Here is a 22,170-nt window from a genome sequence, read left to right on the forward strand (position 1 = left end):
GCCCCCATGCCCCCTGCTTGCTTCATGCCTACCCGTCCGCAGCCCCCACTGTGACACCGGGATCCAGGCGCGGGAACGACTCTTCGCGGCCGTCACACTCGCCTCGCTCCCGATGTGGGCGTGACAACTGAAGACACCGCCTAGAACGGGGGCTCGTCCAGGAGTTCCAGCAGTGAGCGGGCGCTGTGCTCGGAGAGTGAGGCGCTTGCCGTGGTTCCGGGCGGGGCCGGGAACAGGCCGGTCAAGGCGCGGGCCCGGCCGAGGGCGCTCAGTCGCCACGCCAGGTCCACCGCGCGCCGCAGCTCGGCCGCGGTGCGGCCGTCGCCCGTCCACGGCTCCAGGTAGGCGTCGCGCAACCGCGCCATGACACCGGGGCCGTACCGCTCCGCGGCCCTGCGGGCGGTGACGTGCAGGCTGCAGAACGGGTGCGAGACGGTGGCGTCGCCCCAGTCGAAGAAGGTGTACCGGCCCGGTTCCGGGTGGAACAGCTGGCCGTCGTGCAGATCCGCGTGGTCCAGGGAGTCCGGGACGCCGGAGGCGGCCAGCTCCGCGCACCAGTCCCGCAGGCGGGGGCGCAGCCGGTCCAGCCGGGACCGGTCCGACGGCCGCAGTGCGGTGTTGCCGGCCACCAACTCGTCGAAGAGCAGGGGCAGTCGGGCGGGCCTGGCGTCCGGGACACCGAGCCGTTCGATCTCCCGGGTGTGCGGGACCAGGGCCCGCTGCATGTCCGCGTACTGCCGCAGCAGCCCCTCCCACGCCTCCGGGCCCACGGCCTGCCGCTCCAGCAGGTCCCGGAACAGGGCGCCCCCGTCCGGCAGCAGCGACCAGCCGCGGTCCGTGTCGACCCCGAGCGGCTCCAGGACGTGCCGCGGCACCCAGCGGGCCAGCGCGGCGGTGAGCGTCCCCTCGAAGCCGCTGGCCGGCGGATTCGCCTTGAACCACACGGCGGGCCGCCCGGCCACGGGCACCCGCGCCAGGATCGACCAGGGCCGCAGCCGCACCTCCAGCGGACGGGCCACCAGCAGCCCGTGCGCCGCGAGCCCGTCCGCCACCCAGGCGAGGGCCGCCGTCCGCCAGGACTCCTGCTCCCAGGGCGTCACCGCGTCCTCGTACCGGCCGCGGTCCACGGTCCACGCAACGTCGTCTCGCATCGGGCCATCCCAGCAGCCCGCTGCCTCGCCGGCCAGCGGTTTTCCCTCCGCCCACCGCCGGCCGAGGGCCGGGCCGGTCAGGACCGCTCGGTCAGCCGGAAGCCCTGGGCGGGGGAGCCGTCGCAGGTCCGCCGGGTGAGCTGGACGCTGTCGGCGGCGGTGGGGCGGCGCTGAGACACTTCCCGCTGTGCCGGGCCACGAAGTGGTAGCCCCCGTCGGCCTGCCGGACCGGCCGCCACTGCTGGTTCCGGCCGGTCGTGGCGTAGTCCATCGCGCTGTGGCCGAAGTTGGCGTACACATCAGGTACTTGATGTTCGTCCACAGGATCGGGCAGTAGCCGCTGTAAGGAATCTCTGGTCAGCTCACCAGGGCGCGGGGCCCTCGTCGTCGGTGAAGGTGCCGGTCGGCCCGTCGGCGCCGATGGTGGCCATCCGGACGGCGGCCACCGCGCCTTCGGCCGGCGTGCGGTGGCCGCGGTGGCCGTTCAGGTCGGTGGCGACGTAGCCGGGGCAGACGGCGTTGACCTTGATGTCCTCGGCCAGCAAGCCCCAAGCGTTTGCAGGGTGAGCGCCGTCAGCGCCGTCTTCGGGGATCACCGCAGGATGGTTAGAGTGCCTTCGTCGAGCCGACAACTGGAGACGAATGATGGAGCAGGACGAAGCCCTGCAGCTCGCGATGGCATTTCTCGCGGACAGCCAGAGCGAGTACGAGCCGCCTCTCGCCATCGACACAGAGCGAGTCCGCCAAAGCAACGGGCTTCTGATCGTGCCGTACAACTCGGTGCAGTACCTCGCCTCGCGTGATGTGAGAGAGCAACTGTTGGACTGTTGGCCCATGCTCGTCGACCTTGAACGCGGAGACGTGCGGTTCGGGACCCTGGACGAGCGGCATCTGTGGAGAAATTCGAGCACCTGACGAGGCTGTGGCTGTCCCGCAACCACAGTTACGGGACAACCCTTGGTGGGCATCCCCGAGACTCTCGAGCCAATCACCGGCCTCGGTCGCTTCCACTCACCCGTCCTTGGCAGGGCCGGACGGGGAGTAGAGACGGTGGCGCGCTACGGTGCCGTCATGAGTGAAGACTCGGTGATCATCACACTGAGCGGCGACGAAGCGCTCGTGCTCTCCGACTGGCTTGAACGCATGGAGGGGTCCGAGACCTTCAACGCGCTGGTGGACGATCAGGCAGTGTGGGCAGCCCTGCATCGGATCTCCGGCACGCTCGACAAGTCACTCGTGGGCATTTTTGCGCCTGACTACGCCGAGCGTCTCCGGGCAGCTCGCCAGCGAATCGTCCGCACCGGAGAAGACTGACGGCCGCTGTCGGCCGGCCCCTGGGTGCTGGTGCCCTCACGCTGACAGGTCCGACGTGGACGCCACCTGAGCAGCACGGCCCCTGCTGCCCCGGTGCGTCCGTTGTTCCGAATGCACGGGGGGCTCGGCCCGGGCAGGGCAGGCCCCCTCGGTGTCAGGGGTTTCTTGGTAGGTGTTTTTGAAGCCTTCGGCGGCCCGGCTGACCCGACTACGTGTGACGGTGTGTGAGCGGACAGGGCATCACATGTTCCGAGGCTTTAATCAATTGCGGAGGCAATCGATGGCCGGGCATTGTTCGGGCATCGTCCGCTCTGGCGGGCAGTGTGCTGGGGAGGCACTTCCGTGACTGTTGTTCCCGTGCGTCGTGTGGCTCTCCTCGGTGGTGGCTTTTCCATGGACGAAGATGGCCTGCTGGACGACTGGGTCCTCGATCACGCACGTGTGTCTCGACCCAAGGTGTGCTTTGTGCCCACGGCCAGCGGCGATGCCCCCGCCTACATCGACCGGTTCCTCTCCGCGTTCCACTCGCGCGCCCTTGAGCCCAGTGTCTTGCCGCTGTTCCGGAGGGAGCTCGATGATGCCGCGTTGCGCACGTTCCTGCTCTCTCAAGACGTCATCTACGTAGGAGGCGGCAACACCGCGAACTTGCTGGCAGTCTGGCGTGCGCACGGCGTGGACCGGTTGCTGCGCGAGGCCTACGATCGCGGCACGTTGCTGTGCGGTGTCAGCGCCGGCGCCAACTGCTGGGCCGAGGGCTCGCATACCGACTCCTTCGGACCGTTGACCTTTCTGCCGGACGGGCTGGGTCTTCTGCCCGGCTCGGTCTGCCCGCATTACGACAGTGAGCCGGGCCGCCGTGCCTCCTACCAAGCAGCCGTAGCCACCGGCTCGCTCCCTGCCGGCTGGGCATTGGAGGACGGTGTCGGCGCTGTCTTCACGGACGGCCTCTTGGCGGAGACGGTGACCCGCACGTCGCAAGCCCACCTGTACGAGGTCGGACCGGATGGGAAGAACGGAGCCACGGAGAGAGCCCTGCCGTGCCGCTTGCTCACCGAATCTCAGTGATCCTTTTCCTCACCTCCCGGCAGAAGGAGCGGGCGGGGCTCGAGTCGCGCCCGACCGGTTGCGCCGGCCAGCCCTCCCTGCACCGGGACGCCATGGCATGAGTGGAAAAGCCATCCATCGCGAGCCGGGCCGTTGTACGCTCGCACCGCTAATCGAGGTACATCGAAACGAGGTGCGAGCGTGTCCCGAATTCCCGTCTCCCCGCTTCCGCTGGTCTACGGCGAACATCCGGATCAGGTGGCCGACCTGTTCCTGCCGGCCGGCGGCCCGCACGGGCCGGCGCCGCTGGTGCTGTTCTTCCACGGCGGCTACTGGCGCGCCGAGCACGACCGGCGGCATGCCGCCGGATTCGCCGGGGCGCTGGCGACGCACAGCGGTTGCGCGGTCGTCAGCGCCGAGTACCGCCGGGTCGGGGGCGGGGGTGGCTGGCCGACCACCTTCGACGACACGGCGGCGGCCGTGGACCTGCTGCCGGGCCTGGCCGCCGAGGCGGCGCCCGGCCGGGTCGACCCGAACCGCCCGGTCTACGCCGGGCACTCGGCCGGGGGCCATCTCGCCCTCTGGGCCGCGCTCCGGCACCGGCTGCCCGAAGGCGCGCCCGGCCGGACGGCCGCCCCCGGTGCGATCCGGGGCACACTCGCCCTGGCCCCCACGGCCGACCTGGCTCGGGCCGATGAACTGGGCAGCGGCCGTGGCGCCGTCGCCGCTCTGCTCGGCGGCGGACGGGCGCAGGTGCCGGACCGCTACGCCGCCGCCGACCCGGCGGTCCTGGGTGCCCCCGCCGGCCGTACGGTCGTGGTGCACGGCGCACTTGACGAGTCGCTGCCGGTGGCCATGGCCCGCCGGTACGCCGCCCGAAGCGGCGCCACGCTCCACGAGCTGCCCGGCTGCGGCCACTTCGACGTGATCGACCCGGACTCGGCGGCTTGGCCCGCGGTGACCGGGGCGCTGGCGGCGATCCTCGCCGGGGACCGGGCCCCGGCGGGCCACTGAGGACTACCGGGCGGGGCGAACTCCGGGGCCCGGGCCGCCGAGGGCCCCCGACGGCCGAACTTCGGGGTGCCTGGATCGCCGAGGGCCCCCGACGGCCGAACTCCGGGGCGCCTGGACCGCTGAGGCCCCCGACGGCCGAACTCCGGGGCGTTCGGGTCGCCGAGGGCCCCCGACGGCCGCACTCCTGGGCAGACGGGCCGCAGACGGCGGCCCGACGGCCGAACACGGCGGCCCGACGGCCGACTACGGCGGCAGATGGGCCGAACTCGGCGGCCCCAAGGCCAAGTACCGCGGCACACGGGCCGCTGAGGACTGGCCGCAGACTGAACTACCCGCCGAACGGCCCGCGTTCAGCGGACCGGGAACCCGAACGAGTAGCCCTGCTGCTTCAGCCAGGGCAGCAGGGTGCGCAGGGCGGCCACGGTCTGGGAGCGGTCGCCGCCGGCGTCGTGGAAGAGCAGGGTGGGGCCGTTGGACAACTCGCTCTGCACGGTGGAGACGATGGCCTGCGTGCCCGGCCGCTCGAAGTCCTTCGAGTCGACGTTCCAGCCCAGCGGCCGCATCCCGTGCGAGGCCGCCAGATGCCTGCTGTACGGGGTGAACGCGCCGCCCGGGGCGCGGTAGTACATCGGCCGGACGCCGCCGGACGCCTTGATGATCTGGCGCTCGGCGTCCAGGATCTCCCGCGACTGGTAGGACGTGGACTTGCGGTCCATGGCGGTGTCGTGGGAGACCGTGTGGTCGCACAGCCGGTGCCCGGCCGCGACCACCCGCTTGACCATGTCCGGGTGGGCCTCGGCCTGGGTGCCGACCATGCAGAACGTCGCCTTCACGCCGTTCTCGCGCAGCACTTGCAGCACCTGCGGGGTCCAGGTCGGGTCTGGGCCGTCGTCGATGGTGATGTTGACCGCGTGGTCACCGCCGTCCGACGCGTGCACGATGGTCTCCGCCACGTGCGCAACCTTGGGTGCGGCCGGACGCGCGGACGACCGGTGCTCCGCGACGGGCCCGGCCTGTGCGGTCCACACCGATGTCGCCGCGGCCACCGCAGTCACCCCGACCGCCGCCGCGATCACCCGGCCGTACCATCCCCGCCCACCGTGCCGTGCCATGTCGGCCCCGTCCCCTCGCTGTGTCGATCAGCCCCCGTGCACCTGTGAGGACGGCAGAGGACGGCCGCAGGCTCCCGCTGTTACCGATCACGGACAATTCCGGGGTGCGCCTGCGACAGCGCCCCGCGGCCGCCCGCGGAACCTTCTCGACCGGAGCCCCCGAATCCGGCCGCTGGGCACCGGTCGTCCCCCTGCCGCGGCCGAACTCGCCGAGCGGAGGCGGGCGTACGGCGGCAGTGGTGAGGTCACCGGCGGGGCGACGGCACCCCGCCCTAGGCGTCAGTGGTCGTGGCCCGGGCCGTCAGCGGCCGTAGCGGCGGTCGCGGTCGGCGTACGAGCGCAGGGCCCGCAGCAGGTCGATCTGCCGGAAGGCGGGCCACAGGACGTCCACGAAGTGCACCTCCGCGTACGCCGACTGCCACAACAGGAAGCCGGACAGCCGCTGTTCGCCCGACGTGCGGATGATGAAGTCGGTGTCGTGCCCGGCCGGTGAGTACAGGTTGTCGCTGATGTGCTCCAGGTCGAACTCCGCGGCCAGGTCGCGGGGATCACCGCCGGCGCTGATGTGCTTGTCGAAGGCCGCCTTCACGGCGTCGACGATCTCCCGCCGGCCGCCGTAGCCGACGGCGACGTCCACCTTGAGCCCGCCGCGGCCGTTCGTCAGGGCGGCGGCCTCCTTGAGGACCCGGGCGGTGTTCCCGGGCAGCAGGTCCAGAGCGCCGATGATCTCGATCTCCCAGGGCTCCCCGGGAGCGCAGATGCGCTGGACGGTCTCCTCGATTATGTCGAGCAGCGGGCCGAGTTCGGCGGCCGGCCGGTGCAGGTTGTCGTCGGAGAGCATCCACAGCGTGACGTGCTTGATGCCGGCGTCGGTGCACCAGTGCAGGAAGTCGGTGACCTTCGCGCCGCCGACCCGGTAGCCCTCGCGGACGTCCTGGTGGCCCGCGTCCCGTGCCCAGCGCCGGTTGCCGTCCAGCATGATCGCCACGTGCCGCGGCCGGGGCAGGCCGTCCAGCTTGCGGTTCAGACGCCGTACGTAGATCGCCTCCAACGCCGCACGCAAGGCCTTCATCGCCACGCCGATGTCCCTTCTCCCTACCCGTGTTCGAGGGCGCAAGGATAGTGCCACGGCCGCCACGGGGTCCGCACGGCCGGTCGGCCGGGGCCGGGCGGGGACCCGTACGGCCCCCGCCCGGGGCGTGTCACGGTTCGAGAGCCATGTACAGGCGGGTGCCGGTGGGGCGGAAGCCGATCCGTTCGTAGACGCGGCGGGATCCCTCGCCGGAGTACTCCAGCCAGACGGACCGGGTGCCGCGGTCGAAGGCGGTCGCGGCGAGGGCCGCCGTGACCGCGGCCGCGACGCCCCGGCCGCGGTGGGCGGGCCTGGTGCCCACTCCGGCCAGTTCGGCCGTGCCGTCGGCGGGCGCCGAGCAGATCGCCGCACCGGCACAACCGCCGTCGGCGGCGCGGACGAACCGGACGGCGCCGCCGCCCTCCTGGGTGCGCCGCAGCCGGGCTGCGCTCTCCGGGGAGGGCGGGAACTCGCCGTCGAACGCCTCGGACAGTGCGGCGTCGACGGCCGTGTAGTCCTCGTCGGTGACCGGTGTCTCCACGGTCGTGTGCCCGGCCGGGACCACCAGGGTGGCGGGGGTGCAGACCATGTACTCGTGGACCGCCTCGGTCCCGAAGCCGGCCCGGTGCAGGGCGGGTTCGACGGCGGGCGCGGCGTCCGGGGCGAACTCCAGGCGGGGCTTGAGGCCGCGCTCCCGGAACGCCTCGATCAGGGCGCTGACGTCGCGGTCGGTCGGCTCGGCGCCGGGGAACGGGGTCGCGTAGTTGATGTAGGGGCTGGTGGTCGTGGGGTCGAACCCCACGACGAATCCGCCGACTTCGGCCGCCGCCGGGCGGCGCAGCAGGTTGGCGACGGCGAAACGCTGCACATCGATGTGCACGATGATGATGACCTCACGATGAAGGGCAGCCGGGACGGCTGCGGAACCGGCCGTGGCCGGGAACACGGGACATGCGTGGGGCCGCCGTGAGGAGACGCGAGGGCACCGCGGGCCGCTGCCGGTGAGGCAGGGGCGTCAGTGCCGACGGCGGCCGCTGGGGGACGCCGCGATCAATGGCTTCGGTCCTTCGTCGTGCGAGGGTGACATGCGGTTCGACGCCAGGAACCCTGCCACACCCCGCGAGGGCATCGCAAGCGATCATGCCGGGCCGGCGGCGGGGGCACCCGGGACGGCCGGGTGCCCCCGCCGGCGTCGGCTCAGGCGCGTACCAGCGGTGTGTCGACCAGGTGCTCGGCCAGGAACCAGGCGTGCAGCTCGCCGGTGCGGACGACCTGCGAGACCAGCAGGTCGTTGGTGCCGTCGTCGCCCAGCCGGCCGGTGCGGGCGGCCGCGTCATGGGCGTCCGTCAGGATGGTCTCGTGCGCCGCCAGCAGTCGCGACAGCATCGCCGGGACCTCCTCCACGCCGTCAGGCGGCCGCGGGACCGACGTGATCTCGGCGACGTGCCGGGGGTCGCCCACCGCGACCCCGCCCAGGGTCTGCACCCGCTCCGCGATCGTGTCGACCAGCTCCAGCTGTTCCCCGGCGTGCTTGTCCAGCAGCAGGTGCAGTTGGTAGAAGGTCGCCCCGCGCAGCAGCCAGTGGTGCTTCTTGTAGAGGCCGTAGAGGATCTGGGTGTCCGCCAGAATCCGGTTCAGACGCTGGCAGGAGTACATGCGCGCGTCGTGGGAGAGACCGATCGGGAACTGCTTGACGGTCCCGAACTCCTGGATGATCTCCCCCTTCTGGTGCAGCCAGGGCTGGCCGCTCGGGGCCTTGGAACCGGTGGTCATGTCGTGCCTCCCGCGTGTGGTGCGTGTGTGCGTCGCCGACGCTACGGGCGGGCCGGGAGGCGGAGTTGCCCGAGAGTGCACACGTAGTCGCCCGCCGGCGCACGGGAGCGGGGTCAGCCGGACGCCGGGCGGGGCCGTACCGGATGCTTGCTCATGATCGAGACCCGGTTGAAGGCGTTGATGGTGATGGCCACCCAGATCACGGCGGACACCTGGTCGTCGGTGAGCACCTCGCGCGCGGTGGAGTACGCGGTCTCCTGGGCGGCGGCGTCGGCGGGCAGGGTGGTCGCCTCGGCCAGCGCGAGTGCCGCGCGTTCCGTGGAGGTGAACAGTTCGGTGTCCCGCCAGGCCGCCAGCACGCCGAGCCGCTGTTCGGTCTCGCCCGCGCGCCGCGCTGCCCTGGTATGCACGTCGAGGCAGTACGCGCAGCCGTTGATCTGCGAGACCCGCAGGTTGATCAGCTCCACCAGCGCCCGGTCGAGCCCGGCCTCGGCGCCGACGGCGCGCACCGCCTCGGAGGTGTGCACCAGGGCCTGGTAAGCGGCGGGGCTCTGCTTGTCGACGAAGATCCGCGGGAGCGCGGCCCCGGTCGTGTAGGTGGTCAACCCGAAACTCCTTCGGAGGGTCTACGATCGGCTGCAATAGTTGAATATAGAACAATTGGTGAGCTGGAGGCGGTCCACGGTGAGCGACACGGAGACGGAACCCCACGCAACGCGCCACGGCGCGGCCACGGACGGCGCCCCGCCGTCCCGAGCGCCCCGGGTGGAGGTGCTGGCCCCGCGGGACGTCCCCCTGGGCGGCCCCCGGGCGATGACCGTGCGCCGCACGCTACCCCAGCGGTCCAGGACCTTGATCGGCGCCTGGTGCTTCGCGGACCACTACGGCCCCGACGACGTCGCGCGCACGGGCGGCATGGATGTGGCGCCGCATCCGCACACCGGGCTGCAGACGGTGAGCTGGCTGTTCAGCGGTGAGATCGAGCACCGCGACAGCCTCGGCAGCCACGCCTTCGTGCGGCCCGGCGAGCTGAACCTCATGACCGGCGGGCACGGCATCGCCCACTCCGAGGTGTCGACCCCGGACACCACCGTGCTGCACGGCGTCCAGCTCTGGGTGGCGCTGCCCGAGGCCCACCGCGGCACCGCGCGCGACTTCCAGCACCACGTACCCGAACCCGTCCTCCTCGACGGAGCCGAGATCAGGGTCTTCCTCGGCTCCCTCGCCGGCGCCGTCTCCCCGGTGCGGACCTTCACCCCGCTGCTCGGCGCCGAGATCCTCCTGCCGCCGCGCTCGGCCCTCACCCTCGCCGTGGAGCCCGGCTTCGAGCACGGCCTCCTGGTCGACCGCGGCGAGGTACGCCTGGCCGACGTCCCGCTGCGGCCCGCGGATCTGGGCTACGCCCGGCCGGGGGTCGAGTCGCTGACCCTCGCCAACGAGTCGGACGGCACCGCCCGCACGGTCCTGCTCGGCGGGACCCCGTTCGAGGAGGAGATCGTCATGTGGTGGAACTTCATCGGCCGCTCGCACGACGACATCGCACGCGCCCGCGAGGACTGGGCGACGGGGAACCGCTTCGGTGAGGTGCGGGGCTACGACGGGGACCGGCTGCCCGCCCCGGAGCTCCCGCACGTGCCGCTCAAGCCGCGCGGACGGGGCCGCTGACTCACGAGCCGCCGGGCGGGCCACCCGCCCGGCCGCGCGCTGTCGTACAGACAGAAGTCCGGTATGCCTAGATAAGATGCTTTTTGTGATCAGGACAGGACGGCACCGGCGTCACCGCGCCCCGAACGGCGGCTCCCGCGAGACCGTCCTGCTGTCCCCGGTGATCCTCACCGCCGTCATCACCGGCCTGGCCTTCGCCACCCCCAGGGAGATCGCCTTCAGCCGGCTGCTGCCCGCAGCGCCGGCCCTCGCCGCGGCCCTGTGGCCGGTGCTCCCGACCGTCGTGCTGGGCGGCTTCTGCCTGCTGGCCATGATCGGGCTCAGCCTCGTCTACACCGACCTGGGGACCCCGTACACGGCCGCCGCGATCGTCGCGGTCACCCTGGCGGCCGCCTACGCGAGCCATCTGCGGCTCCAGCGGGAGGAGACGCTCTTCCAGGTCCGGCTCGTCGCCGACGCGGCGCAGAAGGTGCTGCTGCGTCCGCTGCCGCGCCGCATCCAGGACGTCGACATCGAGTCGCTGTACCTGGCGGCCCAGGAGCAGGCCCGGATCGGCGGCGACTTCTACGAGGTGGCCGACACGCCGTACGGGGTGCGGCTGCTCATCGGCGACGTGCGCGGCAAGGGGCTGTCCGCGGTGGGGGCGGCCTCGGCGGTCATCAACTGCTTCCGGGAGAACGCCTACGACCAGCCCGACCTCAAGGGCATCATCCACCGCCTGGAGACGAGCATAGGGCGCTACAGCGTGGCGATCCTCGACCCCGACCAGCCCGAGCACTTCGCCACCGCCCTCATCGCCGAGATCCCGTACGGCGGGGGCCAGGTGCGGATCCTCAACTGCGGGCACCCGCCGCCGCTGCTCGTCCAGGACGGGAAGATCCGGGTCCTGGAGCCGACCACGCCCTCGCCGCCGCTCAACCTCGCCTCGCTCCTCGGGGACGACTACAGCGTCGACACGGTCGCGTTCGGCTCCGGCGACCAGCTGCTGCTCTACACCGACGGCGTGACGGAGACCCGGGACCGCGCGGGACAGTTCTTCCCGCTGCCGGACTGGATGCGGGAGATCGGCCCGACGCCGCCCCGCGAGCTGCTGGACCGGCTCCACCGCGACCTGCTGCACTACAGCGACGGACTGCTCGACGACGACATCGCGGCCGTCGCCGTCCGCTGCCGCCAGGCGGGCGTGCCGCCGAACTCGGCCTAAGGGCCTGTTGCGAAAGTGGCCTCGTCGCACGGCAGAGGACCACTTTCGCAACAGGCCCTTGGGCCGGGCGCGCGGGCAGGCGTCGCCGGCCGGGGCTCACAACCCGACCACGATCAGCGCGATGTCGTCCCGCGCGCCATGGCTGACCCCGAGGCGGGCCAGCAGCATGTCGGCCAGGTGCTCGGGGCTGAGCCCGAGGCACTCGCGCAGCGTGTCGGTCAGCCGTTGCAGACCCTTGTCGATGTCCTCGTCCCGGCGTTCGATCAGACCGTCGGTGTACAGCACGAGGACGTCGCCGTGGTTGAACGCGGCACCGGCCTGCGGGCGCGGGATGTGCGCGGGCCGGGCGCCCAGCGGGGGGTCGGTGGCCTGGTCCAGCAACTGGCAATCGCCGTCGGGGTGCATCAGGACCGGGGGCGGATGGCCCGCGCTGGAATAGATGATCACCTGCGCCCGGGTGTCGACGAGGGCGGTCACGGCGGTCGCCGCCAGCGCCCCTTCGACGGAACGGGCGTACAGGCCCAGGACCTCGAGCGCCTGGGCCGGGCCCGCCACCGCCCTGCTGGCCGCCGAGAGCGCGCTGCGCAGCATCCCCATGACGGTGGCGGCCTCCAGGCCGTGGCCGACGACGTCGCCGACGGCGACCGCGAACCGGCCGTCGGACAGGTCGACGGTGTCGTACCAGTCGCCGCACACGTTCAGCGAGCCGACGGCCGGCAGATAGCGCACCGCGACGTCGGAGTGCCGGGCCAGGTCGGGGGAGTGCAGCATGGCCTCCTGGAGCGTGATCGCCACCTGGCGCTCGCGGGCGTGGGCCCGCCGCAGCTCCTCGTTCAGCCGCTCCAGTTCCTTGGCCCGGGCGTACAGCTCGGCCTCCACGCCCTCCTCCCGCCGGCTCGGCGGGCCGGCGCTGCGCCGCCGCTCCTGGCGGTGGTGGACGAAGGCCGTCACGTCCTCGACACGGTGGATGATCCACGCCACCTCCCCCCCGACCTTCAGCACCGGGGTGTTGACCGGGGACCACCAGCGCTCCTCGAAGCCGCCCGGCCGGCTGATGACGGGGATGTCGTAGCGCTGGACGGCCATGGTGTCCGGTTCCCGCGTCGCCAGCACCCGCGCCAGTGACGCGGAGAGATTGGTGACCCCGCTGGCCTGCGGGTCGGCGGGGTTGTCCGGGAAGGCGTCGAAGAAGTACTGCCCGAGCAGATCCCGCCGGGTACGGCCGGTCGCCAGCAGGTACGCCTTGTTGACGCCGACGATCCGCAGGTCGGGGCTGAGGACCAGATAGGGGCTGGGGGTGGCGGCGAACAGAGCGGCGTAGTCGACCTGGTCCGGGGTCGGCTCCCCGTCGGCTGCGGTGACGCCCACGCAACCAATGTACGAGGGCAGCGCCCCGGCCGCCGCCGCAGCCGGGTCAGCCGGGTCCGCCGGGTCAGCCGGGTCAGTCGGGTCAGCCCGGTCCGCCCCGGGACTCCGGCACCGGCGGCGGCACGGCCGGCCCGGACGCCGTGGACGGCCCTTCGTCGCCGTACCGGGCGGGCAGCAGCTGCTCCGCCCAGATGGTCTTGCCCCCCGCCGTGTAGCGGGTGCCCCAGCGCTGGGCGAGCTGCGCCACCAGGAAGAGACCGCGGCCGCCCTCGTCCGAGTACCGGGCCCGTCTGAGCCGCGGGGAGGTGTTGCTCGCGTCGGACACCTCGCACACCAGGTTCCGGTCGAGGATCAGCCGCAGGCCGATGGGCCCGTCGGCGTGCTTCACCGCGTTGGTGACCAGCTCGCTGACGATCAGCTCCGTCGTGAACACCGCGTCGTCCAGCCCCCACCGGGCGAGCTGTTCGGTGGCCGCGCGGCGGGCCTCCGCCACCGCGGCGGCGGTCGCGGGGATGTCCCAGGACGCCACGCGGTCGCGGTCCAGGGCGCGGGTGCGCACCACGAGGATGGCGACGTCGTCGGGCGGGCGGTCCGGCAGCAGCGTGCGCACCAGCGTGTCGCAGATCTCCTCCAGCGGCCGGTCCGGGTGGGCCAGCGCGAAGCACAGGCGCTCGAGACCGGTGTCCACGTCATGGTCGGACGCCTCGATCAGGCCGTCCGTGAAGAGGGCGACGACGCTTCCCTCCTCCACCTCGAACTCCGCGGACTCGAAGGGGAGACCGCCGAGCCCGAGCGGCGGGCCCGCCGGGACGTTCAGGATCTCGACGGGCTCGCTCAGGTGTGCGATCGCCGGGCCGGGATGGCCGGCCCGCGCCACCCGCAGCTTGCGCGAGATCGGGTCGTACACGGCGTAGATGCAGGTGGCGCCGATGACGAGCGGACCGTCCTCGGCGGCCTCGGCCTCCTCCGACAGCCGCAGGACCAGATCGTCCACGTGGGTGAGCAGTTCCTCGGGCGGCAGGTCGATGTCGGCGAGGGTCTGCACGGCCGCTCGCAGCCGTCCCATGCTCGCCGCCGCGTGGATGCCGTGACCCACCACATCTCCCACCACCAGGGCGACGCGCGCGCCGGACAGGGGGATGACGTCGAACCAGTCGCCGCCGACACCGGCCTCGGCATCGGCCGGCAGATAGCGGTAGGCGACCTCGACGGCGCTGAGATCCGGCAGGACCGGGGGCAGCAGGCTGGTCTGCAGGGCGAGCGCGGCGCTGTGTTCGCGGGCGAAGCGCCTCGCGTTGTCGACGCACACCGCCGCCCGGGCGGACAGCTCCTCGACGAGGAGCTGGTCGTCCTCGTCGAACGGCTCCGGGTTCTCCCAGCGCAGCAGCGTCACCGCCCCCGCCGTCACCCCCCGGGCGCGCAGCGGGACCACCATGTGAGAGTGCACGCCCAGGTGGAGGAGCTTCTCCCGCCGCGGCGGATCCTGCACGAGCCACGAGGTGGCGTGGGTCAGCAGCGCGTCCCGCACCGTCCGGCCCGTGGCCATGCAGCGGCTCTGCGGGGACTGCGCGGGGTAGCGGGCCGGGGCGCCGATCGGCACGATCACCTCGGGATGGTCGGCCCGGATCGACAGGTGGGCCGTCCGGCGCAGACCGCCCCCGCCGCTCCGGGGACGGGCGGCGAACTCCTCCGGGGACCGCTCGCCGTCCAGCAGGTCCACGGCCGCGAAGTCGGCGATCCGGGGCACCAGGATCTCCACGAGCTCCTGCGCTGTGCGTCCGAGGTCGAGCGTCGTGCCGATGCGTTCGGCGGCCTCGTTGAGCAGCAGCAGCCGTCTGCGCCCGGGGTCGCGCCCGTTGAAGTCGACGGCGGTCTGGCACACCCCGAGGGTGGTGCCGGTACGGGCCCGCAGCGGGAAGGACGCGCGCAGCCTCAGGTGCTCGGCGCAGGGCTGCCCGGCCGCATCCGGCGCAGGTGTCACGCCCTCGACGGACGAGACGGCCCGGTCCGCGGAGAGGGCCCTTCTGGCCTGCCGTTCCACGGCCTTGAGCACATCCGGCCCGGGGCCGCCGTCCTCGCACGGCAGCCCCTCCATGGCCACCAGCGCCTCGTTGAGGCACGTGTAGTGCAGCCCGGTGTCGAGCACGGCGATACCGATCGGGGACTGGGTCAGCAGGCCGCGCAGCGCCGCCTGGCCCAGTTCCCACCGCTTCCAGTCCTCGGCCCGGCATAGGGCGACCAGCCAGCGGCAGCCCCCGCCGGGCAGCGGCACGGCCCGTACCCGCAGCCCGAGGCGGACCTGGTGGCCGTCCTGGTGGCGCGCCGAGACCAGGCCCTCCCAGCTGTCGGCCACCAGCCGGCCCTCGACCAGCGCGGTGAGGCCGTCCAGGTCGTCGCCGCCGTCCAGGCCGTCCATGCCGCCCGTGGCGTCCAGTACCGCCGACACCGGCCGCCCGGCCACGTCCGCCGACGCGTGCCCGAGCAGCTTCTCGGCCTGCGGGCTCCAGCACTCGATCAGCCCCGACCCGTCCACCGTCACCAACGCGGCCGTGGTGAGGTCGAACGGATCGCTCATGCTGTCGCCGCGCACCCGGCCCGGCACGCCCATGATCTGGTCCCATCTGCAGACGGACCCCGCCCCCAGGCTCTCACCTCACACAGCCGCGAGCGAGGTCTCGCGCTCAGGCCAGGCAGGTGAGGGGGCGTCCGCCGTTGTAGGCCACCATGTCGCCGAGGGCGGCCGCGGCGTCGACGGGCCGGCCGAGCGGGCCGCCCTCCAGTTCCGCGTACGCCCGGTGCAGGTTGCCGACGATGCGCTCGGAGTCGAGCAGCCCGGCGTACTCGCCCAGGTCGGTCTCGCGGGCGGTCTCCAGGGGGGTCAGCCCGGCGTCGCGGCCCGCCCGGGCGGTCCGCTGCACGAACCGCAGGTAGCCGAGCACCTCGTCGACGAGTCCGGGCCCGGCGACCCCGCCGTGGCCGGGGACGATGGTCGTCGCGCCCAACGGCTTGATCACCTCTTCCAGCACCTTCACGGCACCGGCCACGGACCCCTGCAGCAGGAAGGGCGTGCCGCCGTTGAACAGCAGGTCGCCGCTGAACAGCAGTCCCCGCTCGGGCAGCCAGACGATGGAGTCGTTGGTCGTGTGGGCGGGCGTACCGACGTGGCGCACCTCGGCGCGCAGGTCGTCGGACCACACGGTGACACCCTCCGTGTAGGTGAGGAAGGGCGGTTCGATCGTGACGTCACCCCACTCGACGTCGGTCCAGAACGCGGCCGCCGCGCCCGGCTCGCCCCACTGCAGGACGCTCGTCCGGGTGGCCTCGTGGCCGACGATGGTGGCGCCCTCGAACAGGTGGTTGCCGAAGGTGTGGTCGCCGTGGTGGTGGGTGTTGACCAGGGTCCGTACCGGCTGGGACGTGACGGTGCCGATCGCGTCCAGGTAGGCCCGCGTGCGCCGCACGGTCGAGCAGGCGTCCACGCTGATCACGCCGCGCCGCCCCACGAGGAAGCCCGTGTTGTTGATCCACCAGCTGCCGTCGGGCTGTATGTAGGCGAAGACGTTCTCGCTGACCTCCTCGACCCGGGGCGGGGGAAGGAGGCTGACGTCGTGGTGGACACTGCTCACTGCGAACTCCTGTCGTGCGGAAGGGAGTCTCCCGGAGCGGTCACGGAGTCCCCGCACCCGGCCGGGTTCGTCGAACCCGCGGGGATCATCGCATCGGAGATCCACCGGCCGGTACCCCGACGCGGGGCGCCCCGGCCTGCGGCGCCTCAGGGGCGCCGGGTGAAGTGGGTGACCGGGCGCTCCAGTCGTTCGCCGTCCACCGTGATGTCGACCGCCTCGTTGTAGAACGCGAGCAGCCCCTTGACCGCGCCGACCGCGGGCAGCGGGTCCGGGTAGCTCCACAGTACGTCGGCCGGTACGTCGCCCCCGCCGCGCCAGGACCAGTACGCGGCGGTGCCCTTGTAGGGGCAGCCGGTGCTGTGGTCGGTGGGCTCGAACAGGTCCAGGCGGACGTCCTCGCGGGGCAGGTAGTAACGGGTGGGCAGGCCGGTCTCGAAGAGCAGGACCGGGCGCCGGGTGTCGGCGACCGGCGTGCCGCCGACCTCGACCTGGACGTGCCGGCTGCTCAACAGGGCGTCGACCCGTTTGTGCGGGTCGCGGGGGTGCACGAAGATCTCCTCTTCCTCCTCGTACCAGTGGTCGAGGCCGGTGCCGGTGCGCCGGGACCACTCGAAGGCGATGTGGTCCGCCAGGGCGTCCGAGGGGAAGGTCCAGGCGGCGTTCGCCCGTATCTCGCCACCGGCCTCCAGGTCGTAGAAGACCGTCGATCCGGTGTGCGTGCCGGTGGGCGGGTTCTCCGCCGGGCGCAGCAGGTCCTCGCGGACCTCGCCGCGCGGGAAGGCGTACAGCGGCACCGGCACGCCGGGTTCCCACACGAGGACCGGACGGCGGCTGTCGACGACCGTGACCCCGGCCGTACGGCCGCGCACCCAGCGGCCGCTCGGCTCCCAGACGATGCCCTCGGGAGTGTGGTGCGGGGGCCCCGCGAAGCTGTTCGTGGTCATGTCCGGTGCTCCTTCCGGCCCGCCGGCGGCGGCCGCCCGATATCCGGTCGTGCCGGGGCGCGCCTGCTGGAATGATCCCGTTGCGTGGTCACTACCATGTGACCCTAAGACAACCATTCGGCCGGTGCGTTGGACGCGCGCCGGCCGGGGTCGCCGATGCCAGGGACCGCTCCCCGGGCTGCGGTGATCTTCCTGTCCAGGAGGACCCCCCGCATGTTCCGACGAATAGGCAACGCTGTCGTCCGACACCCCGTCTGGACGATCGTGGCCTGGCTGATCGCCGCGGTGGCGATCGTCGCCACCGCTCCCGGTCTGCCCTCGAACAGTGACGAGAGCAGTTTCCTGCCGAAGAGTTACGAGTCCATCAGAGCGGCGGACCTGCAGCAGAAGGCGTTCCCCAGCGCCTTCACGCCGTCCGCGATCGCGCTGTACCAGCGCACCGACGGCGGCCGGCTGACCGACGCCGACAAGCAGGACGTCGCCCGGATCACCACCGAGCTGGGCAGGAAGCACATCGACCAGGTGCAGAAGGTCGTCCCCGGCCGGCCGTCGAAGGACGGCAGGTACGACCTGACCCTGGTCCAGATGGACAGCAAGAAGGCCGGCCAACCCGAACAGGCCGACGCGGCCAAGGTGTTGCGTGACGACGTCAAGCAACTCGCCAAGGGCACGCACCTGGAGGTCAAACTGGGCGGCTCCGCGGCCCAGGCCCTCGACCAGCAGGACTCGTCCAAACGCGGACAGGCACTGATCGGCATCGGCACCTTCGTCATCATCCTGGTGACACTGCTGATCATCTTCCGGGCGCCGATCCTCGCCGTCCTGCCGCTGATCCTGATCGGTCTGGTGTCCGCCGTCGCCAACGGGCTGATCGCCTACGCCACCAAGCTGTTCGACCTCCAGGCCAACAGCTCGATCTCGTCGATCCTCATCGTCGTGCTCTTCGGCGTGGGCACGGACTACTTCCTGTTCCTGATGTTCCGTTACCGCGAACGCCTGCGCGCCGGCGACGAACCCAAGCAGGCCATGGTCAACGCGGTCGACCGGGTCGGTGAGGCCATCGCCTCGGCCGCCGGGGCGGTCATCATCGCCTTCCTCGCGCTGGTGCTGTCCACGCTCGGCTTCCTCAAGCAGATGGGGCCGGCGCTCGCGATCGCGGTCGCCGCCACGCTGGTCGCGGGTCTGACCCTGATCCCGGCCGTGGTCTCGCTCATCGGGCCGAAGGTCTTCTGGCCGTCCAAGTCCTGGCAGCGTGAGCCGGAGAACGCCCGCTTCGCCGCCCTCGGCCGCGGGGTGCAGCGCCGGCCGGCCCTGGCCGCCGGGCTGTCCGGGCTGGTTCTGGTCGTGCTGTCGCTCGGCATCCTCAACTTCAACGCCACCTTCGACCTGGCGTCCGGCTCCATGCCCAAGACCAAGGAGTCCATGGTCGCCCAGGACGAGATGCAGAAGGCGTACTCGGCGGGCGCGGCGGCTCCCACCGACGTCTACCTGTCCAGCACCGACGGCAAGCCGCTGGACCGGGCCGCGTTCGACTCCTACGCGCGCAGGCTCGGCGCCGTGGACGGCGTCGCCGACGCCCGGATGACCCAGGTCAACAAGGCGGGCACCACCGCGGACTTCACGGTCACGCTGAAGTACGAGGCGTCCACGGACAAGGCCATCGACGCCGTGGGCCGGGTGCGGGACGTCGCCCACTCCGACGCCCCCGACGGCACCGAGGCCCTGGTCGGCGGCATGTCCTCGATCTACAAGGACATCGACGCCGCGGTCAACCACGACTACCGCACGGTCTTCCCCGTCGCCGCGATCCTCATCATGATCATCCTGGGGCTGCTGCTGCGCAGTGTGGTCGCGCCCTTGTACCTGATGGCCTCCGTGGGCCTGGGCTTCGGCGCCACCCTCGGCGCCACCGTGTGGATCTTCCAGAAGGGACAGGGGCACTCCGGCCTGATGTTCATGCTGCCGGTGATCATGTATCTCTTCGTGGTCGCCATCGGCACGGACTACAACATCCTCATGATCGCCCGGCTGCGCGAGGAGGCCCGCGAGGGCCGCGAGCCGCGCGAGGCCGCCGGCATGGCGCTCAGGCACGCCGGTCCGACCGTCGCCGCGGCCGGCTTCATCCTGGCGGCCACCTTCGCCACGATGATGCTGGCGGGCAACTCGCTGCTCACGGAGATGGGTTTCGCCGTCTCGTTCGGCATCGCGGTCGCCGCCTTCGTGATGTCGATGTTCTTCACACCCAGTCTCACCGCGCTCATCGGGCACGCGGCCTGGTGGCCCGGACACGGCGACCGGGCGGCCGGGACCACGGCCGGCTCCGCCGGCGTGGACCCGGTCCACGGGGACGAGGGTCGGGACAGCATCACCCACGATCCCGCGGGCCGCAGCAACTAGCGGCAGCGCGACGAGCGGCCCCGCCGGGCGGAACGCCCCGGCGGGGCCGCTCGCGTTCCCGGGGAGGCCGCCGGGGGCTTCCGCGGGGTGAGGGGCGTGCGGAGAGGTCGCGCGGAGGGGGTCTGGGCGGCCGGTCAGCTGGGCACCGGCCACTTCGCCCTGGAGACCCGCCTGCCCGAGATCGCCCCGCTGATCGCCGGCTTCCTCGACCGCGCCCGGGAGTGAGCGGGCCCTGGACGCGCGGCGGAGCGATCACTTAGGCTTGGTGTCCAGAATTAGAAAAACAGTCGAGATTCACCGGGACCGGCCGAGGCCGGCGTAATTCGAGAGGCCGGATTCGAGAGGGCGGGCGGCGCGATCGGCGAGGCGGCGAGAGCGGCGAGAGTGTGGAAGAGACCAGGGTGGAGCAGCAGACGGACGGAACGGTGGCCGGCGCCGGGGGCGAGGCCGAACCCGGCGCCGGGACCGGGTCCGACGCCGACGAGCACCTCATCCGCGAAGCGGAGAAGATCGCCGTCGCCCTGGGCCGGATGTTCCCCGGCCTGTGCGAGGTCGTGCTGCACGACCTGCGCGACCCACGGCACGCGATCCGGGCGATCGAGAACAACCTCTCCGGCCGCCGGATCGGGGACTCCGCCACCGAGTTGGGCCTCGCCCGCATCGCCGACCCCGAATACCCCAGCGTCATCCAGAACTATCCCAACCAGTTCCCCGACGGCCGCCCCGCCAAGAGCACCTCGATCGGCATCAGGAACGGCTCCGGCGACTACATCGCCGCCCTCTGCCTGAACCTCGACGTCTCCGTGCTGTCACCGGTCACGCTCGCCCTGGCCAACCTCGTCGCCACCGGGACCGAGCACCGGGACCAGCCGCTGGAGACACTGCGCGACCGCAACGCGCGCGAGCTGCGCGCGGCCGTCGAGGCGCTCGCCGCCGAACGCGGGGGCACCCCGAGGTCGCTGGGCCGGGACGCCAAGAAGGCCCTCGTACGGCAGCTGCGCGGCGAGGGCTACTTCGACTCGCGCGACGCCGCCCAGACCATCGCGGACCTGCTCGGCGTCTCCCGGGCCACCGTCTACAACTACACCAGGTGAGGGGCCGCATGACCGCCGAGGAGGCCTGCGGCCGGGCCGAGGGGCGCGTCGACGACCGTGAGATCACGGTCTTCGACAGCTCCGGCATCGGCCTCCAGGACCTGTGCCTCGGCCTCGCCCTGCTGAAGAAGATGGACATCACGCTGTGACCACCACGCCGCCCGCGGTCCGCCCCCGTACCCTGGCCGACCCCGACACCCCGTTCGCCGTGGTCGACGTCGACCGGGCGCGCCGCAACATCGAACGCCTCGCACGCCGCGCGGACCGCCTCGGGGTCGCCCTGCGCCCGCACGTCAAGACGGCCAAGAGCCTCGACGTGGCCGCGCTGCTGCACGACGGCACCCCGTGCCCGGTCACCGTCTCGACACTCGCCGAGGCCGAGGCGTTCGCCGACGGCGGTTACACCGACATCACCTACGCCGTCGGCATCGCCCCGCACAAACTGCCCCGCGTGATCGCCCTGCTGCGCCGGGGCGTCACCCTGCGCGTCCTGCTCGACAGCGCGGAACAGGCGGAGTGCGTGGCCGAGGCCGCACGAGCGGCGGGCGTCGCCGTGCCCGCCCAGATCGAGATCGACTGCGACGGTCACCGCGGCGGCCTGCGGCCCGACGCGCCCGGGCTCGTCGGCATCGGCCGTGTCCTGCACGAGGCGGGCTGCCTCGACGGGGTGCTGACCCATGCGGGCGAGTCCTACTTCGCCCACGGGGCCGAGGAGCAGCGCCTGGCGGCGGAGAACGAGCGTGCCGCGGCCGTCGCCGCGGCCGACCGGCTGCGGGCCGCCGGCCTGCCGGTGCAGGTCGTCAGCGTCGGCTCCACACCCACCGCCCACGCGGCCGAGGACCTCACCGGCGTCACCGAACTGCGCGCCGGCAACTACGTCTTCTTCGATCTGGTCATGGCCGGCCTCGGCGTCTGCGCCGTCGACGACCTGGCCCTGTCGGTGGTGGTCACCGTCATCGGCCACCGCCCCGAGTACGGGTGGATCATCACCGACGGCGGCTGGATGGCGATGTCCCGCGACCGCGGCACCTCCGCCCAGTCCCAGGACCAGGGCTACGGTCTGGTCACCGACCTGGCCGGCCGGCTTGTATCGGGGCTGGTCATGACCGCCGCCAGCCAGGAGCACGGCACCCTCACCGCACGCGACGGCGCCCGCCTGCCCGAGCTCCCGGTAGGCACCCGGCTGCGCGTCCTGCCCAACCACGCCTGCGCGACGGCCGCCCAGCACCACGGTTACCACGTCGTCGACGGCGCACGGGACACGGGCCCGACGCCCACGATCGAGGCGGTCTGGCCGCGCGTCAGCGGCTGGTGACCGGCCCCCGGCCGCTCGCCCGTCAGCTCAGGGCCTCGCCCGAAAGCCCCCGACCACCGTCACTCCCGCCTCCCGCC

General features: G+C 72.4%; 22 protein-coding genes and 1 pseudogene. 11 read left to right on the top strand and 12 right to left on the bottom strand.

Annotation, left to right across the window (positions count from 1 at the left end; genetic code table 11):
- Positions 1–140: 140 nt before the first annotated feature.
- The 3 genes and pseudogenes from V7E45_RS25260 to V7E45_RS25270 form a co-directional block, all read right to left on the bottom strand.
- On the bottom strand, positions 141–1,151 hold the full coding sequence (locus V7E45_RS25260; RefSeq protein ID WP_333776490.1) for a phosphotransferase: 1,011 nt from the start codon (positions 1,149–1,151) through the stop codon (positions 141–143).
- Between the two features lie 77 nt (positions 1,152–1,228).
- A pseudogene (locus V7E45_RS25265) lies at positions 1,229–1,404 on the bottom strand (RICIN domain-containing protein); the annotation flags it as partial.
- A 109-nt stretch (positions 1,405–1,513) separates the two neighbouring features.
- Complete coding sequence (locus tag V7E45_RS25270; RefSeq protein WP_333776491.1) at positions 1,514–1,696, bottom strand: hypothetical protein; 183 nt, start codon at positions 1,694–1,696, stop codon at positions 1,514–1,516.
- Positions 1,697–1,793: 97 nt separating this feature from the next.
- On the opposite strand from V7E45_RS25270, the gene V7E45_RS25275 reads away from it, so the two are divergent.
- The 4 genes from V7E45_RS25275 (at position 1,794) to V7E45_RS25290 (ending at position 4,523) form a co-directional block, all read left to right on the top strand.
- Positions 1,794–2,066 carry a YrhB domain-containing protein gene (locus V7E45_RS25275; protein ID WP_333776492.1) on the top strand — a complete coding sequence of 91 codons (273 nt, stop codon included), beginning with the start codon at positions 1,794–1,796 and terminating at the stop codon, positions 2,064–2,066.
- A 156-nt stretch (positions 2,067–2,222) separates the two neighbouring features.
- Entirely contained in the window at positions 2,223–2,465 is a 243-nt protein-coding gene (locus tag V7E45_RS25280; RefSeq protein ID WP_333776493.1) for a hypothetical protein, read from the top strand.
- A 342-nt stretch (positions 2,466–2,807) separates the two neighbouring features.
- Positions 2,808–3,530, top strand: a complete 723-nt coding sequence (locus V7E45_RS25285; RefSeq protein WP_333776494.1) for a peptidase E — start codon at positions 2,808–2,810, stop codon at positions 3,528–3,530.
- Positions 3,531–3,710: 180 nt separating this feature from the next.
- On the top strand, positions 3,711–4,523 hold the full coding sequence (locus V7E45_RS25290) for an alpha/beta hydrolase (protein WP_333776495.1): 813 nt from the start codon (positions 3,711–3,713) through the stop codon (positions 4,521–4,523).
- Positions 4,524–4,873: 350 nt separating this feature from the next.
- Here the strand turns inward: V7E45_RS25290 and V7E45_RS25295 are convergent, their stop codons facing one another.
- The 5 genes from V7E45_RS25295 to V7E45_RS25315 form a co-directional block, all read right to left on the bottom strand.
- The gene (locus V7E45_RS25295; protein WP_333776496.1) at positions 4,874–5,635 is read right to left on the bottom strand and encodes a polysaccharide deacetylase family protein; all 762 of its coding nucleotides are present in this window, start codon (positions 5,633–5,635) and stop codon (positions 4,874–4,876) included.
- A gap of 301 nt (positions 5,636–5,936) precedes the next feature.
- Positions 5,937–6,707: an isoprenyl transferase gene (locus V7E45_RS25300; RefSeq protein WP_333776509.1), complete on the bottom strand. Its 771-nt coding sequence runs from the start codon at positions 6,705–6,707 to the stop codon at positions 5,937–5,939.
- A gap of 130 nt (positions 6,708–6,837) precedes the next feature.
- On the bottom strand, positions 6,838–7,587 hold the full coding sequence (locus tag V7E45_RS25305; protein WP_333776497.1) for a GNAT family N-acetyltransferase: 750 nt from the start codon (positions 7,585–7,587) through the stop codon (positions 6,838–6,840).
- 317 nt (positions 7,588–7,904) lie between these two features.
- Positions 7,905–8,480 carry a Dps family protein gene (locus tag V7E45_RS25310; protein ID WP_333776498.1) on the bottom strand — a complete coding sequence of 192 codons (576 nt, stop codon included), beginning with the start codon at positions 8,478–8,480 and terminating at the stop codon, positions 7,905–7,907.
- 113 nt (positions 8,481–8,593) lie between these two features.
- Positions 8,594–9,085 (bottom strand): carboxymuconolactone decarboxylase family protein, encoded by a 492-nt coding sequence (locus tag V7E45_RS25315; protein WP_333776499.1) that lies wholly within the window; start codon positions 9,083–9,085, stop codon positions 8,594–8,596.
- A 79-nt stretch (positions 9,086–9,164) separates the two neighbouring features.
- Between V7E45_RS25315 and V7E45_RS25320 the strand changes: the two genes are divergently transcribed.
- Positions 9,165–10,145 (top strand): pirin family protein, encoded by a 981-nt coding sequence (locus tag V7E45_RS25320; RefSeq protein WP_333776500.1) that lies wholly within the window; start codon positions 9,165–9,167, stop codon positions 10,143–10,145.
- A gap of 85 nt (positions 10,146–10,230) precedes the next feature.
- The gene (locus tag V7E45_RS25325) at positions 10,231–11,349 is read left to right on the top strand and encodes a PP2C family protein-serine/threonine phosphatase (RefSeq protein ID WP_443056168.1); all 1,119 of its coding nucleotides are present in this window, start codon (positions 10,231–10,233) and stop codon (positions 11,347–11,349) included.
- 96 nt (positions 11,350–11,445) lie between these two features.
- Here V7E45_RS25325 and V7E45_RS25330 read toward each other — a convergent pair whose 3' ends face one another.
- The 4 genes from V7E45_RS25330 to V7E45_RS25345 form a co-directional block, all read right to left on the bottom strand.
- Entirely contained in the window at positions 11,446–12,717 is a 1,272-nt protein-coding gene (locus V7E45_RS25330; RefSeq protein ID WP_333776501.1) for a PP2C family protein-serine/threonine phosphatase, read from the bottom strand.
- An 82-nt stretch (positions 12,718–12,799) separates the two neighbouring features.
- Complete coding sequence (locus V7E45_RS25335) at positions 12,800–15,325, bottom strand: SpoIIE family protein phosphatase (RefSeq protein ID WP_333776502.1); 2,526 nt, start codon at positions 15,323–15,325, stop codon at positions 12,800–12,802.
- Between the two features lie 73 nt (positions 15,326–15,398).
- Positions 15,399–16,343, bottom strand: coding sequence for an MBL fold metallo-hydrolase (locus tag V7E45_RS25340; protein ID WP_333776503.1), 945 nt, complete (start codon positions 16,341–16,343; stop codon positions 15,399–15,401).
- Between the two features lie 146 nt (positions 16,344–16,489).
- The gene (locus tag V7E45_RS25345; RefSeq protein ID WP_333776504.1) at positions 16,490–17,287 is read right to left on the bottom strand and encodes a DUF427 domain-containing protein; all 798 of its coding nucleotides are present in this window, start codon (positions 17,285–17,287) and stop codon (positions 16,490–16,492) included.
- A 213-nt stretch (positions 17,288–17,500) separates the two neighbouring features.
- Here V7E45_RS25345 and V7E45_RS25350 point away from each other — a divergent pair, with 213 nt between their 5' ends.
- The 5 genes from V7E45_RS25350 to V7E45_RS25370 all read left to right on the top strand — a co-directional run bounded on the left by V7E45_RS25350 (position 17,501) and on the right by V7E45_RS25370 (position 22,093).
- On the top strand, positions 17,501–19,684 hold the full coding sequence (locus V7E45_RS25350) for an MMPL family transporter (RefSeq protein WP_333776505.1): 2,184 nt from the start codon (positions 17,501–17,503) through the stop codon (positions 19,682–19,684).
- 96 nt (positions 19,685–19,780) lie between these two features.
- Positions 19,781–19,909 (top strand): hypothetical protein, encoded by a 129-nt coding sequence (locus V7E45_RS25355; RefSeq protein WP_333776506.1) that lies wholly within the window; start codon positions 19,781–19,783, stop codon positions 19,907–19,909.
- Between the two features lie 200 nt (positions 19,910–20,109).
- Complete coding sequence (locus V7E45_RS25360; RefSeq protein WP_333776511.1) at positions 20,110–20,778, top strand: helix-turn-helix transcriptional regulator; 669 nt, start codon at positions 20,110–20,112, stop codon at positions 20,776–20,778.
- 8 nt (positions 20,779–20,786) lie between these two features.
- Positions 20,787–20,927, top strand: coding sequence for a hypothetical protein (locus tag V7E45_RS25365; RefSeq protein ID WP_333776507.1), 141 nt, complete (start codon positions 20,787–20,789; stop codon positions 20,925–20,927).
- Entirely contained in the window at positions 20,924–22,093 is a 1,170-nt protein-coding gene (locus V7E45_RS25370; RefSeq protein ID WP_333776508.1) for an alanine racemase, read from the top strand. The genes V7E45_RS25365 and V7E45_RS25370 overlap by 4 nt, the downstream gene beginning before the upstream one ends.
- Positions 22,094–22,170: the final 77 nt, after the last annotated feature.

The sequence above is a fragment of the Streptomyces sp. IBSBF 3136 genome, from assembly GCF_036815105.1.
Classification (GTDB): domain Bacteria; phylum Actinomycetota; class Actinomycetes; order Streptomycetales; family Streptomycetaceae; genus Streptomyces.

Excerpts from the sequence above, each read along its gene's own strand:
- V7E45_RS25260 (WP_333776490.1), bottom strand. The coding sequence starts at position 1,151 with ATGCGAGACGACGTTGCGTGGACCGTGGACCGCGGCCGGTACGAGGAC.
- V7E45_RS25275 (WP_333776492.1), top strand. The coding sequence starts at position 1,794 with ATGATGGAGCAGGACGAAGCCCTGCAGCTCGCGATGGCATTTCTCGCG.
- V7E45_RS25280 (WP_333776493.1), top strand. The coding sequence starts at position 2,223 with ATGAGTGAAGACTCGGTGATCATCACACTGAGCGGCGACGAAGCGCTC.
- V7E45_RS25295 (WP_333776496.1), bottom strand. The coding sequence starts at position 5,635 with ATGGCACGGCACGGTGGGCGGGGATGGTACGGCCGGGTGATCGCGGCG.
- V7E45_RS25300 (WP_333776509.1), bottom strand. The coding sequence starts at position 6,707 with ATGAAGGCCTTGCGTGCGGCGTTGGAGGCGATCTACGTACGGCGTCTG.
- V7E45_RS25310 (WP_333776498.1), bottom strand. The coding sequence starts at position 8,480 with ATGACCACCGGTTCCAAGGCCCCGAGCGGCCAGCCCTGGCTGCACCAG.
- V7E45_RS25335 (WP_333776502.1), bottom strand. The coding sequence starts at position 15,325 with ATGGGCGTGCCGGGCCGGGTGCGCGGCGACAGCATGAGCGATCCGTTC.
- V7E45_RS25345 (WP_333776504.1), bottom strand. The coding sequence starts at position 17,287 with ATGACCACGAACAGCTTCGCGGGGCCCCCGCACCACACTCCCGAGGGC.
- V7E45_RS25350 (WP_333776505.1), top strand. The coding sequence starts at position 17,501 with ATGTTCCGACGAATAGGCAACGCTGTCGTCCGACACCCCGTCTGGACG.
- V7E45_RS25365 (WP_333776507.1), top strand. The coding sequence starts at position 20,787 with ATGACCGCCGAGGAGGCCTGCGGCCGGGCCGAGGGGCGCGTCGACGAC.